A 14,960-nucleotide genomic window follows, 5' to 3' on the forward strand; every position below is an offset into this window, starting at 1 on the left:
CGGCATCAGCCAAAGGGATCCACCCGGTCGGCCACGCTTCTGCACAGATCCGGTTTATTGGTGATGATGGCCTCCACTCCCTGCCTTACCAGCATTTCCATATACTCCTCATCGTTGACCGTCCACACGTGCAGGGCCAGCCCAAGGGACCTGGCCGATGGGATCAGTTCTGAATCCTGCATGTGGTACAGCGCGGGATGGAGCGCATCCACCCGGGCCGTATACCGCCCATAGGAAGCCACGTCAATCCACCCGTCAGAATAGAGCAGCCCGGTTTTCACCGAGGGGTCCAGCATTTTCAGCTTCACAAGGCTTGGGTGATGGAAGGAGGAGTAGATGACCCGGTCACCCATCCCCATTTCAGATGCCAGGTCAAGCACCCTTTCCTCAATTCCCTCATAGGGCACGATTCCTGTCTTCAGTTCAACGTTAACCACAAGCCCTGTGGGTCTTAACAGCTCATAGACCTCTCCCAGCGTGGGGATGGACGCATCCCTGTACTCAGGGAACAGGCGGTTAAACCGCAGTTTCTTAAGCTCACTTAAGGTATGGTCCTTAATGTAGCCGGAACCGTTGCTGACCCTGTCTATGGTTTCATCATGCGCCACTACCAGTTCATTGTCCCGGCTCAGCTGTACATCCAGCTCCACGCCGTCAGCGCCCTGTCCCGCCGCCAGCTTGAATGCCTCCAGCGTATTCTCCGGCGCATAAGCGGACGCGCCTCTGTGTGCCCATACCTGTGTCTTCATGTCCCATCCCTCACTCATCATTATCACTCATTTAAAAGATTATATTCCTCAATTGCCTTATTAATCTGCTTTGCCATATTGGCAGCCGTATCCTCAGGACTTATATTGTTGTTCAGCATGTTCTCGATTTCCGTCTCCACCACCTGTCTGGCCTCAGGGAACACACTTAAAAGCGCGCCCGCGGACTCCGGAGCGGAATCATGGAGCTGGTCAATGGCTGTCCCGAACTGGGGATACTGAGCCATATTTTCCTTAAAGACCGGCTCGTCATGGGCGTCTGCCGTCACAGGGAAATATCCGGTCTGGGCATTCCAGTATGCCTGGCTTTCAGGCGATACAAGGAATTTCACGAACTCCCATGTGGCTGCCTTTTTCGCATCATCCTCGTTATTCAATGCCCACAGGGATGCTCCGCCAATGGAAACGCCGCCCTTATCGTCTGCATTTACCTTTGGGAAATAAGCGGTCCCCACCTCAAATTTGCCGTTCACATCCCCTAATATCTGCTTCAGGGAAGCCGTGGAACCCAGGGTCATGGCGGATTTCCCGGAACTGAAATCAGCCAGTCCGGAGTCGCCTCCCCGCCCCACGATTGGGGCATATCCCTTGTCATACAGCTCTTTCCAGGCCGTCAGCGTGCTCACGGCCGCACCGTTCCGGTCAAAATCCACAGCGGTTGCTGCCGCCTGTCTTCCATTTCCATTGTTGACATATGAAAGCCCCTGTTTACATGTGAACTGCTCGAAAAACCAGCCGTAGATGCCAAGGGAAATCGGCTCTCCGGCCCCGCCCTTTTGTACCAGGGCGTCCGCGGCATCCGCAATCTCCATAAGGCTTTCCGGCACCTTTGTCACGCCTGCCTTGTCAAACATATCCTTGTTGTAGTAAAGGATCGGGGTAGAGGAATTAAATGGCATGGAGTACAGCTTATCATCTACAGTATAATACGCAGCGATATTTGGTTCAATCACTGATTTATCCCAGCCGTCCGCATCCATCAGTTCCTGCATGGGTACCACCCAGCCGGAATCAATCATGAAACGGGTGCCGATGTCATATATCTGGACCAGGTCAGCCCCCATGTTGCCGATCTGGGCGCTTTTTAACTTGTTGATTGCATCATCATATTCCCCCTGGTACTGGGCATCCACCTTGATTCCAAGGGTATTTTCCGTGTTAAAACGGTTAACCAGGTAATCCAGCGCCTCCCCGTTCACCCCGCCCATGGAATGCCAGAAGGTGATGGCCGTACCCTCCGCCGGTATGGTCCCGGTCTGTTCCGTGCTGCCGGAAGCCTCCCCTGGCTGGCCCTGTCCTGCCGTGTCCTGCCCCGCGCCATCCTGTCCGCTGCCGTCCTGCCCGGTTCCTTCCCGGCTTCCCTGTGCAGACGTATCCGAAGATGCCGCCTTGGCCCCGCATCCTGTCATGGAAGCGGCCAGCACTGCGGCTGCCGCGAAGGCTGTCATTGTTGTCATCCATCTTTTCTTCATAACCGTTCATTCCTCCGAAATCTTATTTATGATTTATTTTATATGTAAAGGGCTGGTCATCCCTTAACAGCGCCTGAGAACATCCCCCGGATCAGCTGTTTCTGTCCGGCGATAAAGATAGCTATGGAAGGTATGATTACCAGGATTACCCCCGCAATCATCAGGGTAATGGACTGGGCATCCTCATTATTGAGCATACTGATACCAATCTGCACGGTCCTCATCTCATTGGAACCCGTCACAAGCAGCGGCCACATATACATATTCCATGCATTGATGAAGGTATACACCGCCATGGCCCCGATGGCCGATTTGGTCAGGGGCAGGAGTATCCTGAATATGAACCGGAGGTTCCCGCATCCGTCTATTTTGGCGGATTCATACAATGAGATGGGAAAGGATTTATAAAACTGCCTGAACAGGAAAATGCCCATGGCCGATGTAAGATACGGCACAATCAGCACCTGGTAGGAATCCAGCCATCCGAAACGGCTTACGGTCAGGTAATTGGATATGATGGTCGCCTCCCCCGGTATCATCATGGTTGCCATCACAAGCATGAACAGTACTTCCTTCCCCTTAAAGTCCAGGAAGGAAAAGGAAAACGCTGCCAGGGAACAGGATATGATCTGCCCCAGGGTAATCAGCCCGGCCACCATGAAGGAATTGGCCACAAACCTGGCCAAGGGCACCTTGATGAGGGCCTGCCGGAAGTTCTCCAGGGTCGGCGATGAGGGCAGCAGGTTCATCTGTGTGGTAAACAGTTCGCTGGAGGGCATGAAGGCCACGCTGACCGCATACAGAAGCGGAAGCAGCACAAACAGGGAGACAAGCATATTAAGCCCAATAAGGACGGCGGTCCTCCCTCTTCTCACCAGCAGCGCCCTGCGGTTGGCCGCCTCCTGGACGCGTCTGATTTCTTCCCGGTCCATTTCCCCGGTCCTTCTGATAACAAGTGTCTGCTCCATTAATAGCTGACCCCTTTCTTCTCTACTTTAAACATGATTAACGTCAGTGCCATGATGATGGCAAACAGGATGACGGACTGGGCAGCCGCGCTGCCGAACCGGTAATTAAAGAATGCATCCCTGTAAATGGAATATACAATCAGGTTGGTGGACTCCCCCGGCCCGCCCTTGGTCAGGATTTTCACCTGTCCGAAGGCCTGGAAGGCCTGGATGATATTCACCACTACCGTGTAGAACATGATGGGGCTGAGCCCCGGCAGGGTCAGCCGGAAGAATTTCTGCAGCGCGCCCGCTCCGTCCACCGATGCACGCTCATAGATGGACTCATCGATATTGCCAAGACCTGCGGAAAAGTACAGGAAGTTGATGCCGCTGTTCAGCCACGCGGTAAGGAGGGCCACACAGACCAGCGCATATTTGGGGTCATTGACCCAGTTGATGTCAAGTCCCAGCAGCTTGTTCACAATCCCGATGGACGGGTGGAGCATGATCTTAAATATCAGGGCAGCGGAGCTGGACGCAATGGCCATGGGAAGCGCATATGCCGTGCTGAACACCCGGATACCCGGAAATGCCCGGTTGCACAGCATGGCTGCCATGAGTCCAAGGGCCATGCTGACCGATACCACTATCACCACGAATATCAGCGTCACCGTCAGGCTGTTAAAGAATGACCCGGACCGGAACAGGTCCGTATAATTCCCAAGTCCCACAAACAGCTTGGCCTGACCCATTTTATTTGTCTTAAACAGGCTTAGATAGATTGTCTTAAAAAATGGATAAAACAGGAATACGGCAAAGACCAGAAGCGCAGGCGCCGTGTAGGCGTATGGTCCCGCCTTTTTTATGAATGATTTTTCTTTCATGGTTCTGCTCCTATACATACAGAATATTTTCTTCTGTTATTGTGTCAAACAGTTTGATACGGGCCATATCCACATAAAGGCGTACCCGGCTGCCTGCCTTCGCAGGACAGGAGGGCGGCAGCTTGGCAGATATAATTGGGGAATTTTCCCAAATGATTCCTTCCGGGACCGGCCCACCTTGGGCTGCATCGCCCCGGGCCGGCCCGCTCTTGGCTGCATCGTCCCTGTCAGCCCCGCACTGGACCATATCACCCCGGACAGTTCCGTCCTGGTCCATACCGTCCCGGACACTCCCGCCATCCCCACACACCCGCCCATGGAGCAGGACTTCCGCGCCCAGCATTTCCCTCACATCCACCAGAACCTCCAGCCAGGCATCCCCCGACGCCTGTCCATGCAGGTCTTCCGCCCGGATTCCCAGGGTGACCGCCTTTTCCATATAGCCTTTATTCATAAGCTTTTTCCCCTGGGCCGCGGTCAGGGGAAGCTGCCAGCCTTTTCCTTCCAGGCACGGTTTCTGGTCCTTAAGGATTACCTTCCCTTCCAGGAAGTTCATGGCCGGGGAGCCGATGAAGCCGGCCACGAACCGGTTCACCGGGTTCTGATACAGTTCGGCAGGCGGCGCCACCTGCTGTATGGCCCCGTCTTTCATGACGACAATCCTGGTGCCCAGGGTCATTGCCTCCACCTGGTCATGGGTCACATAGATCATAGTGGCTCCCAGCTGCCTGTGAAGCTTGGCTATCTCCACCCGCATCTGGCTCCTCAGCTTTGCGTCCAGGTTGGACAAAGGCTCATCCATGAGATACGCCCTAGGCTTGCGCACGATTACGCTTCCGATTGCCACCCTCTGCTTCTGCCCTCCGGAAAGGGCGCTGGGCTTTCTGTCCAGAAGGTGGCCTATCTCCAGTATCCCGGCCGCCTCCCTGACCCGTTTGTCAATCTCTGCCTTGGGCGTCTTATGGGCCCGCAGGCCAAAGGCCATATTTTCATATACCGTCATATGGGGGTACAGGGCGTAGTTCTGGAATACCATGGACAGGTCCCTGTCCTTTGGCTCCACCATGTTCATGAGGCAGTCATCCATCCACAGTTCCCCTGAGGATATATCCTCCAGGCCCGCAATCATCCTGAGGGTGGTGGACTTTCCGCAGCCCGATGGACCCACGAAGATAACCAGCTCGCCTTCCCGGATATCCAGATTAAAATCCTTTACCGCGCAGTAGCCGTTTTTATAAGTCTTGCTTACATTTACCAATGATATGTCAGACATGGCCGTTCCTTTCACATTTCCAATCTACTCTTAGATTTTAGCCGGACAGTGTAAAATCAAAAAGTGAGGTCCTGTAAAATAGATGTAAAACAAAAACTCCATGGCACAAAAAAATCGCCCTGGAGAGTATGTAACTACTCCCCAGGGCAGAACTGTAAAAACAAAAACCCTTCTATCCAACTGCATCCTGCTGACTCAGGAAATGACACACCTTCTCCTCCGGCATGGGACGGGCATAATAATATCCCTGAATGAACTGCACGCCGGAAATAGCAATGGCATTTAATTCTTCCTGTGTCTCAACCCCTTCCGCCACTACCTCCAAATCGTTGATGGCAGCCATTTCCGCAATGGATTTAAGCAGGGCGCACTGTTTAGGGCTGGTCAGGATCTGCTTGGTCAGGGAACGGTCAATCTTAATGACATCCACCGGAAGGTTGGATAGATAGTTAAGGCTGCTGTAGCCCACACCGAAATCATCCAGTGCGATGTGGACGCCGGACAGACGTAACTGCTCCAGTACCTCTGCCGCCCGGTCAATGGATTGGATCAGGATACTCTCCGTAATCTCCAGGGTAATCCGCCGCGGATCCACCCCGGTGGAGTGTATCAGTTCCAGCAGATGCCGGGCGCTGTTCCCCACCAGAAGCTGCTGCACGGACAGGTTGATGCCAATACGTTTAAGTCCCAGACCCACGCCCTGGTTCTGCATGAATACGCATGCCCTGGACAGCACATAATCGCCAAGTTCCTCCACGATGCCATTGCGCTCGGCAAGTGAAATCACCTGCCCCGCGGAAAAATGTCCCCCGTTTCCATCCGGCAGGCGCACAAGCGCTTCGGCCGCAGTGTATTGTCCGCCATCCAGCTGCATGATGGGCTGATACCAGACCTCCAGCGTGTCCTCCCGGATGGCATCCTTCATGCGGCGCAGGATGTCGGCCTCTGTCCGGATGATTTCATCCAGCTGGCGGCTATAAACCACCACCGCATCTCCTGATTCCTTAGAGAAACGGAGGGCGGACTGTATATGGTCCAGAAGATCCCCCGGTGTTTTGCCATGTTCCGGATAAAGGCATGCCACGATGCGGATCTGCAGGAGAAAGGAAAGGTTCCCTACCGTAATCGGTGTGGCAAACATTTTCTGCAGCCGGGTAACAAAGAACTCCACGCTTTCATCGGAGAGGGATACCCCTAAAAATACATCGCCGTTAATACGGTAGACATAGGAACCAAAGGGCCGTGACAGACGGCGCAGTACCTCATGCAGGATTTCATCCCCTATGCTGGCGCTGAACAGCTCATTGTACTGGCTGAAGGAACAGATATCCACGCAGTACAGTTTGAACCGCCTTTTTTTGTCATAGGAAATCAGCATATTCGTATCCCGGAGGAACTTCGGCCGGTTCCCCACATTGAACACGGGGTCAAAATAGGCCAGCTGCTCCACCTGCTTGCGGTAACGGTTAAAGGTCTTGGACAGCTCCATCATTTCAATATCCGTATATTCGTCAAAGGTCACATCGCTCTTCCCCGCAATCAGCTGACAACATTTTTCTGTCAGCATACGGATGGGGGATTCCTGGGACACGCGGCGGTAATACTCATGAATCAGTTTGGAGATTTCCTCCTCCCCCCTGCAGACGCCCGGCTGGCAGCAGGCATATTGGTAGCGCGCCATCAGGAAATTCTTTTCCCCGTCCATACGCACCTGTAATAAAAGTTCCAGGGACAGTCCCTTTGCAAAATCCTCCCGCTGCTGCTCTTCCATCTTCTCCCGCACGGCTATGATATAGCTTCCGGCGTCCAGCCTTCCGGCAAGATAGGGATTATGGATATAATCATCCAGCCGGGCCGGAATGCTCTTAAGGAATTCCAACTCCTCTGCCTCCCCTATCATCCGCGCGGCCTGGATATACCCCTCAATGGAGAAGTAAAACAGGGTAACAGGACGGTCCCCGTTACTGAGCCAGCCGTCCAGCGCAGCCGTAAAACCCTTCCGGTTATAAAGCCCGGTATCTTTATCCATGGAACCTGTTTTCTCAAGCGCACGCTTTTGCTGTATGGTTGTGCACAACAGGAATGAAAGCGCCAGCAGAGCGGCTGCCTCCAGCATGCATATCAGGATCAGGGACACCCATTGCGCGGCGCTGAGCCAGCCGGCTGTCGGCTGGATGCTGAGTGTCCATTGGGTCGGCAGATAAAAAACAGTCTTCTGCGCCAACGAGAAATCCACATCCGCCCGTGAGCTGGCAATGACCTCCTTGTTCCCATTCTGGGGTTCCACGCGCCACAATTCATAATCATACCCCTGGGTATACAGGTCATTAAGCCCAAGCTGGCCGAGTACATAGTCCCGGTCCAGGGCCACTGCCACCTGTCCCAGATAGGCATCCTTCTCCACAATCGGCTGCAGGAACAGGAACACCTCCTGCTGTTGTGGATCATCCGCCAATACAACCGGGCCCTCCACCACAAGGTCCTTGACAACCTTGGCCAAGGTATAGATATAAGAGAAATCCTGCAGTTCCCGTCCCACCAGGTTCCCGAACCTATCCTTTGGCAAGGCTGCGGCCAGGATATCCCCTTCAAACAGATATGTTATGCAGACCTCGTCCCGCTCCAGCAACGGCCCTGCCGCATGCTCAAACCAATCGGACGGATCCGCCTGGCCTTTCTCCATCGCATACGCTGTCTTGGCCAGGGCGCCTGCCTCATTCATGGTCCCCTGCATCTGCAGCAGGATTTTCTCACTGTAGTAAAACAGTATATTTTCTGCTTCTCTCTGGCGTAATCCTACAATTGAACGGCACAGTCCCAGCCCTGTGGCAGCGGTCAGAACCAGCACCAGCAGCACTGCGGCCAGACAAACCGGCAGCCGCCTAATGAATCTGTCCATACGTCCCTCAATTCTGGTGGATATGATAATATCCTTTTCCATTCTGTTTCACATAATAAAGGGCCTCGTCCGCATCGGCAATCATCTGCTTCAGCTCCGCCCCCGGCTGGTAGATGGAAACCCCGATACTGCACTGGACCGGGATACTCTGCCCGCCTGACTGGATATGGGTCTGAAGACGGAGTACAAGCTCGTCCAGCACATTCAGCAGCTCCTTCTCATCGTCCAGACTGGTCAGAAGCAAAACAAATTCATCCCCGCCGTACCGGCCTACCACACCGTCATATTTTTTCTCGTATTCCCGAAGGGTATATCCTATACTTTTCAGCCCGATATCCCCACCCGCATGGCCGCAGCTGTCGTTGATATATTTCAGGTTATCCATATCCACAAAGCACAGGGCCTTAAGTTTCTGCGGGTCGGCCTTTTTCAGGCGGGAGGATGCCTGGTTCAGGAAAACCGAACGGGTGACCACGCCGGTCAGGCTGTCTGACAGGCCATTGCTTGTCAGACGCAGTACCTCCTTAAAGTCCACTTCCTCCGGACGTTCATCCTGGTAAACCCTCTTTTCCAGTTCCTCCACGGAATGGACAAGGGTGTCCACCACCTGCATCTGGCCGGCGATATAACGCCGCACAAACCACATGAGTCCCATACAGACCAGCGCGGTCAGCCCGAATACCATGCACAGCGCAGGAAGCGTCTCCCCAAAAGCGGTCCAGAAATTAACCGAGCACAAAATATCCCACCCGGTATTCTCCACCCGCTGATAAGTGGTATAATAAAGACCTCCATCCCTCAGGCTCCAGAACGACCCCGGAAGGGAAGCCAGAAGCTGTTCCTCCAGCTGATCCGCCGTGGTGCCGAACAGCATGCTGTCCTGAAGTACATTCATGATGGATTCCCCATAGGGAAGACCGTCCGAGGAAGACATGATCTGACCGCGGGTGCCGACCAGCGTCACCTCCAGGCCATTGACCCCCGCCGACTGACCCAGGATTTCCACCACCTCATCAAAGTAAATGGCGCAGAACAGGCAGCCTGTGATTTTTCCCTGGCTGTCTTTCAGGGGAACCGCTACCGTATAATTCAGCGTTGCCCCATCCGCCCCTGCTGCAAAGCTGTCCGTCACCTGCCGCTGCCCCGTGGAAAACAGCCGCTGCATGTAATCCCGGCTGGCAAGGCTGGCCGGTTCGGAACCATCCGAATAAACGGTGATGCCGGAATCCACATAACAGATCATCATGTACCCGAAATACGGGTTCATCTGATCCAGTTTTTTAACCTTTTCGATGGGCGGCAGATCCGGGTCATAAAACTCGGGAAGGCTTGCAAGGGATTCCAGCAGATGGATGGCTCCGGCCACCCGCTGGGATATCTGTGCATGGCTTGTAATCAGGGATGCATCGGCATCCGTCTTCATCCGTCTGATAGAAAGGATGCCTCCTCCCAGAAGGATGATGATAAGGACCAGCGCGCAGAATGTCATGCTGTACCGCGTAATGGGGGCAAAGGATATTTCCCATTTGCCTCCTTTATTCTTTTTCTTTCTTTTGTTCATGATGATGATCCGTCTTCCTTTCACTACATTAGATGCTGCCCGGAAGTGCATTACTTCCACAGGGACCTGCCGTCATATACCTGCATGGCCGCATCCCAATACCCCAGCCGCCTGCATTCCGTGATGATCAGGCCCCGGACCTGTCCGTACATATCTGCCGCCATCTTTGCAAACCGGACAGTATCGCCCCCGGCCAATATGGCGGCTGCTTCCATATACTGCCGGTAAATGCTGATATTCCGGGGATTCTTATCCGGGCTGACCAGCTTTGGGATACTCCTTCCAATACTGAAGTTCCTGGACAGTATCTGATAAATGGAGCGCAGGGCGTCATACTGGATATGCCCTGTAATGAAGTCCAGCATGGTGCGCGGTATCAGCTGATGCTCATAGGGCTGTTCATACTGCCAGGCAATGGCCTTACAGAGCCGTTCCCTGTCTTCCTGTGTCATATGCGCCGCCCCATGGGCAGCGGCCCTCTCCACGGTCATGCAGAGCAGCTCCAGGCTGTCCAGATACCGGCGCACATGGCAGGCGATTACTTCCGGCGTGATATGGATTTTTTTAAGTCCCTCCAGATTCATCTCAACTGAAATCCCCCTGCGGGGCGCTGTAGCCACCACTCCCCAGTCCTGCAGCATACGGACTGCTTTCACCGTGGTATCCCGGCTGACGCCATAGATTTCCTGTAACTGGTCATGGGTCGGCAGACGGTCACCGGGCTGGTATCGTCCTATGGCAATCAGGCCGAGCAGGTCCAGGCAGACCGAGGAATACCGCTCCTGTCCCAGGCTGATCTGCTGTCCAACCCCCTCTGCCTTAGCCAGTCTTGGGCAGAGAGGAACCATCATGAAAAACTGGCGTTCCCCTGCCGGTTCTGCGATTATCCTGTATTGGGAAAATATCTGTTCAAGGTCAGCCTGTTTGGGCTTATCCCCATTTTTAACGGTCTGAAACATGTTTCTGATATTGGTACGGTACCGCTCCCGGTCTTCCAGTGAGCCGTGCTGCGGCTCCTTCCCCTTAAAACCCAGACCGTCCACGGCCCGCATAAGCAGTTCGTTCTCATTCCTGGCAATGAAAAAACGCCATATCCGGCTGGAGAGCTGCCAGAATTCTTCCGGCTTTTCCGGATCCATATTGGATAGCAGCATATCCGGCGTATGCCAGTCTTCGCCGGTACAAAGATGCATCCCCCGCAGGAAAAATGGATAACACAACAGGGTACCCGTCTTCAGCAAATCGTCTACCTGGGCCCTGTCCGCCTGCTTTACGTTTCGCATCCCCTGTTCCCTGGGGGAGGCAAAGGCCGATACCACGGTTGGCCGTTTCCTCGGGGCTGTCTCCAGGAATCCATCCTGCTCCAACAATTCCAATGCGCGCCGGACCGTCTTCTCAGACGTGCCCAATTCCTTGCACAGCACAGACCTCCCCGGCAGTTTTTTGCCAACCGGAAGGATACCGCACTCAATCCTGCTTTTCAGCAGGTTATAGGTCCGTTCATATTGGATTACATCACTTTTCATCTGATCCTCCATTCCCAGTAATCTGGGAACCTATGCAGACTATTATGCATAAAAAAAGTATAGTTCCTGTCGATTACCCAACTGGGTACTTATACAGTCTATTTATTTATTGATTATAGCACCTATCTCCCAATAAAGCAATAAGCCCAAATGTCTCCCAACCATAAAATAAAACATGATAAAATAAAATCCCCCGCGCGGCATATATCAACATATCGTTAGCCGCGCAGGGTCCTTTAACTGTTTTAACTTCTAACACCTATTTATTCTCATTGCGTGCCTGCAGCGCCATCTTAGCCTGCATGTTCCGCTGGAACTGGTCGATGATGACAGCCAGTACGATTACCAGGCCCTTGATGACCATCTGCCAGAACTCGGACACGCCGCACATGACCATGCCGTCATTGATGACGCCGATTACAAACGCGCCCACAATGGTCCCCACGCCGCCTGCCATGGAGGTCCCGCCCAGTACGGCTGCCGCGATGGCGTTCATCTCCCAGCCCTCACCGGTTGCAGGATGGGCGGCCACCAGCTGTGAGGAAGCGATGATCCCCACCACTGCCGCGCACAGGCCTGAGAAGGCGTAAACCATGATCTTAACCTTATTCACCTTGACGCCGGACAGCCTGGCGGCCTTCTCATTGCCGCCGATGGACAGCACATGCCAGCCAAATGCAGTCTTTCTCAGGATGACGGCCGCAATCACGGCAATGATTGCCAGGATCACAACGCCCACAGGGATCACGGTCCCGGGGATATTGCGCCCGAACACCTCCCAGCCCGTGTTGCCCAGGGCCTCGTTACCCGTAATCTTTGAATAGGTGGCTCCGCCTGAACGGATCATGGCAAACCCACGGGCCACATACATCATGCCCAGGGTGGCGATGAAGGGTGCCACATTGAACCTGGTGATCACAAGTCCGTTCAAGGTTCCGATTACCACGCCTAACAGCATGGTGATGATGAACACGGCCGGGACATTAAAATACAGGGTCACGCCGAACATCTGAAGGGTAAGCCCCTTTTCCAGAAGCCCGCCCGCAATCATTCCGGCCAGTCCCACGATTGCGCCCACGGAAAGGTCGATGCCTCCCGTGATGATGACATAGGTCATGCCGATGCCCAGGATGCCGTACAGGGCCACATGCTTTGCAATCAGCATGGCTGTGTTCAGGCTCAGGAAATTAGCGGCCTTGATGCTGAAAAAAACCATAAGGACAATCAGCACAATAAAGGTCCTGCCCTTTAACAGCGTCATGGCCAAGGCATTATTCGAAGATTTCTTATTCGTACTCATAATGTATACTCTCCTTTTCCAATCATTGGCCGTGGTGGCCTTTATATGATGACAATACCAGGCTTTCTTCCTGAATCTCGTCCCCAATGAGTTCCCCTGTCTTGATGCCATTGGACAGCACCATGACCCTGTCCGCAATGGCGATGATTTCCTTTAACTCAGAAGATATCACAATGATGGAAAGCCCTTTTTCCGCATACTGGTTGATGATATCAAACACCTCGGTCTTGGCGCCGATGTCAATGCCCCTGCTGGGTTCGTCCAGAAGCAGGATCTTGGGATTGGTCAGCAGGCCCTTCCCAATGACCACCTTCTGCTGGTTGCCTCCTGAAAGGGAGAGGATGGGCAGGTTCTTGTCAGCCACCTTGATGTGGATATCCTTAATCTGTTCATCCGCCCTCTGGCTCTCCAGCTTATCATCCAGCAGGAATCCCTTCACATACTTTTTAATGCTGGACAGGGAAATGTTCTTAAGGATGCTCATGGTCTGCACCAGGCCCTCCCTCTGCCTGTCCTCCGGCACCAGGGCAAAGCCCCTTTCAATCTGCTCTGAGATGGAGTGGATTTCCATCTTCTCCCCCTCCAGCAGGATATCGCCTGTATGCTCCGGCCTCAGGCCCATGATACATTCAAAGACCTCGGTGCGGCCCGCGCCCATAAGCCCGTATATTCCCAGGATTTCCCCCTTTTTCAGGTTAAAATCCACATGGTTCAGCAGGTAGCCGCCCCCGCTCTTTGGAAGGGTCAGGTCCCTGACCTCCAGCACGGTCTCCTGCTTATCCCAGTCAATGTCCCTGTCCTTTTTCGGATAGGACTTGCCCTCGCCCGTCATCTGCTTTACGATCCAGGGCACGTCGATGTCCTTTACATCCGCGTCCGCCACATACTTCCCGTCCCTCAAAATCGTCACATGGTCGCCGATTTCCATGATTTCCTCCAGGCGGTGGGATATGTATACAATGGAAATGCCCTGGGCCAGAAGTTCCCTCATGATCTTGAAAAGGATCTTAACCTCCTGCTGGCTTAAGGATGAGGTGGGTTCATCCATGATCAGTATCTTAAGGTCGTCCGCAATCAGGTTCCTGGCAATCTCTATCATCTGCTGCTGTCCCACCCTCAGGTCCCCAATCAGGGTATCCGGGCTGATGGGATGCTCCAGACGCTCTAAGATCTGGGCTGCCAGCTGGGCATGTTTCCTGTTATCCAGCACAAACCCGTTCTTTTTCTCCTTGGCCATGAAAATGTTCTGGTACACATTCAGGTTGGGAAACAGGCTCAGTTCCTGATGGATGATGCCGATGCCGTGCTTCCTGGCTTCCGTGGTATCCTTAAAGGCCACTTCCTTATCCCCCATATAAAGGGTGCCTGCGCTGGGCTGTTCAATTCCCGCGATGATTTTCATCAGGGTGGATTTACCCGCCCCATTTTCCCCAATCAGCACATTGACCTTGCCGGCAAGCACATCAAAGGAAACATGGTCCAGGGCCTTGGTGCCCGGATAAATCTTGTCAATCTGCTCTGCGTGAAGGCAGACGCCCTCCCGGCATTTAACTGTTGACTCCATAAAGCCACCTCCTATTTTACAGTCAGCTTCACAGGCGTGATGAGGATCTCATCATCCTTATTAGCGGTAAATGTTCCTGTAAATTCAATGGTTTTGCCCTGCAGTGTCTCAGGCGCCGCCGCCTTTACCACGGTGGCGTCAATAATGTCATGGAAGCTCTGCGAAACAGCCGCCCACTCCTGCTGGTTCTTGTAATCCCCGAATTTGATGAAATCCAGCGAATCCCTGACCGATGAACCCTTATATACACTGCCGATCTGAAGCTTTATGACCACATCCCCGCCATAACCCTCAGGCTTCACCACCATGTATCCGGCCTTCTTTTCCTGGTTGACTTCCTCCACCAGGGCCGTTCCCTTTACCACATAGTTAATCTCTCCCGATGTACCCATGGAGTATTTTCCATATTTATCAACCAGGGACTTCAAATCCCCGCCGGATTCTTCCAAAAACTGGGTTATATCCACGGCCTTTCCCTCCAGTTCGGGAAGCGCCTTGGAATCCCAGATGTTAGCCACATTATCCCCGGCGTTAAATTCCACATCTCCTGTTAATTTTCCTTCTTCGCCAATCTTAACCACCTTCACACATCCGGTCATGCTGAACGCAGATGCCGCCAATATAAGAGCTGTTACCAGACTTATCACACGTTTTTTCATAGTACACTCCTATCTCCATACTTATATGTTCCTGACTTCACTTCAAAACTGCCTTCATACGTCAAAACTATCTTCATTTTTGAGGAAATATCCCAATCACCGTTA

The 14,960-nt window shown here is 53.3% G+C and carries 11 protein-coding genes; all 11 read right to left on the reverse strand.

Features of this window, described 5'->3' with window-relative positions; genetic code table 11:
- Positions 1-5: 5 nt before the first annotated feature.
- Positions 6-749 (reverse strand): glycerophosphodiester phosphodiesterase, encoded by a 744-nt coding sequence (locus tag LK536_RS46650; RefSeq protein ID WP_227795686.1) that lies wholly within the window; start codon positions 747-749, stop codon positions 6-8.
- A gap of 23 nt (positions 750-772) precedes the next feature.
- On the reverse strand, positions 773-2,176 hold the full coding sequence (locus tag LK536_RS46655) for an ABC transporter substrate-binding protein (protein WP_474912569.1): 1,404 nt from the start codon (positions 2,174-2,176) through the stop codon (positions 773-775).
- Positions 2,177-2,295: 119 nt separating this feature from the next.
- Positions 2,296-3,207 (reverse strand): carbohydrate ABC transporter permease, encoded by a 912-nt coding sequence (locus tag LK536_RS46660; RefSeq protein WP_227795684.1) that lies wholly within the window; start codon positions 3,205-3,207, stop codon positions 2,296-2,298.
- Positions 3,207-4,073: a carbohydrate ABC transporter permease gene (locus tag LK536_RS46665; RefSeq protein WP_025485172.1), complete on the reverse strand. Its 867-nt coding sequence runs from the start codon at positions 4,071-4,073 to the stop codon at positions 3,207-3,209. Before LK536_RS46665 ends, LK536_RS46660 begins: the two co-directional genes overlap by 1 nt.
- Before the next feature lie 10 nt (positions 4,074-4,083).
- Complete coding sequence (locus LK536_RS46670) at positions 4,084-5,346, reverse strand: ABC transporter ATP-binding protein (protein WP_227795683.1); 1,263 nt, start codon at positions 5,344-5,346, stop codon at positions 4,084-4,086.
- 172 nt (positions 5,347-5,518) lie between these two features.
- Positions 5,519-8,245: a putative bifunctional diguanylate cyclase/phosphodiesterase gene (locus LK536_RS46675; RefSeq protein WP_227795682.1), complete on the reverse strand. Its 2,727-nt coding sequence runs from the start codon at positions 8,243-8,245 to the stop codon at positions 5,519-5,521.
- A gap of 7 nt (positions 8,246-8,252) precedes the next feature.
- The gene (locus LK536_RS46680; protein WP_227795681.1) at positions 8,253-9,806 is read right to left on the reverse strand and encodes a diguanylate cyclase domain-containing protein; all 1,554 of its coding nucleotides are present in this window, start codon (positions 9,804-9,806) and stop codon (positions 8,253-8,255) included.
- A gap of 50 nt (positions 9,807-9,856) precedes the next feature.
- Positions 9,857-11,332 (reverse strand): GntR family transcriptional regulator, encoded by a 1,476-nt coding sequence (locus tag LK536_RS46685; protein WP_227795680.1) that lies wholly within the window; start codon positions 11,330-11,332, stop codon positions 9,857-9,859.
- 259 nt (positions 11,333-11,591) lie between these two features.
- Complete coding sequence (locus tag LK536_RS46690; protein WP_227795679.1) at positions 11,592-12,632, reverse strand: ABC transporter permease; 1,041 nt, start codon at positions 12,630-12,632, stop codon at positions 11,592-11,594.
- 22 nt (positions 12,633-12,654) lie between these two features.
- Positions 12,655-14,196, reverse strand: coding sequence for a sugar ABC transporter ATP-binding protein (locus LK536_RS46695; protein ID WP_008720421.1), 1,542 nt, complete (start codon positions 14,194-14,196; stop codon positions 12,655-12,657).
- An 11-nt stretch (positions 14,197-14,207) separates the two neighbouring features.
- The gene (locus LK536_RS46700; protein ID WP_130790035.1) at positions 14,208-14,855 is read right to left on the reverse strand and encodes a DUF2291 domain-containing protein; all 648 of its coding nucleotides are present in this window, start codon (positions 14,853-14,855) and stop codon (positions 14,208-14,210) included.
- Positions 14,856-14,960: the final 105 nt, after the last annotated feature.

It is taken from the genome of Clostridium pacaense (assembly GCF_020709765.2).
In the GTDB taxonomy this organism is placed as follows: domain Bacteria; phylum Bacillota; class Clostridia; order Lachnospirales; family Lachnospiraceae; genus Enterocloster; species Enterocloster hominis.

Excerpts from the sequence above, each read along its gene's own strand:
- LK536_RS46680 (WP_227795681.1), bottom strand. The coding sequence starts at position 9,806 with ATGAACAAAAGAAAGAAAAAGAATAAAGGAGGCAAATGGGAAATATCC.
- LK536_RS46685 (WP_227795680.1), bottom strand. The coding sequence starts at position 11,332 with ATGAAAAGTGATGTAATCCAATATGAACGGACCTATAACCTGCTGAAA.
- LK536_RS46700 (WP_130790035.1), bottom strand. The coding sequence starts at position 14,855 with ATGAAAAAACGTGTGATAAGTCTGGTAACAGCTCTTATATTGGCGGCA.
- LK536_RS46650 (WP_227795686.1), bottom strand. The coding sequence starts at position 749 with ATGAAGACACAGGTATGGGCACACAGAGGCGCGTCCGCTTATGCGCCG.
- LK536_RS46690 (WP_227795679.1), bottom strand. The coding sequence starts at position 12,632 with ATGAGTACGAATAAGAAATCTTCGAATAATGCCTTGGCCATGACGCTG.
- LK536_RS46675 (WP_227795682.1), bottom strand. The coding sequence starts at position 8,245 with ATGGACAGATTCATTAGGCGGCTGCCGGTTTGTCTGGCCGCAGTGCTG.
- LK536_RS46670 (WP_227795683.1), bottom strand. The coding sequence starts at position 5,346 with ATGTCTGACATATCATTGGTAAATGTAAGCAAGACTTATAAAAACGGC.
- LK536_RS46660 (WP_227795684.1), bottom strand. The coding sequence starts at position 3,207 with ATGGAGCAGACACTTGTTATCAGAAGGACCGGGGAAATGGACCGGGAA.
- LK536_RS46695 (WP_008720421.1), bottom strand. The coding sequence starts at position 14,196 with ATGGAGTCAACAGTTAAATGCCGGGAGGGCGTCTGCCTTCACGCAGAG.
- LK536_RS46655 (WP_474912569.1), bottom strand. The coding sequence starts at position 2,176 with ATGACAGGATGCGGGGCCAAGGCGGCATCTTCGGATACGTCTGCACAG.
- LK536_RS46665 (WP_025485172.1), bottom strand. The coding sequence starts at position 4,073 with ATGAAAGAAAAATCATTCATAAAAAAGGCGGGACCATACGCCTACACG.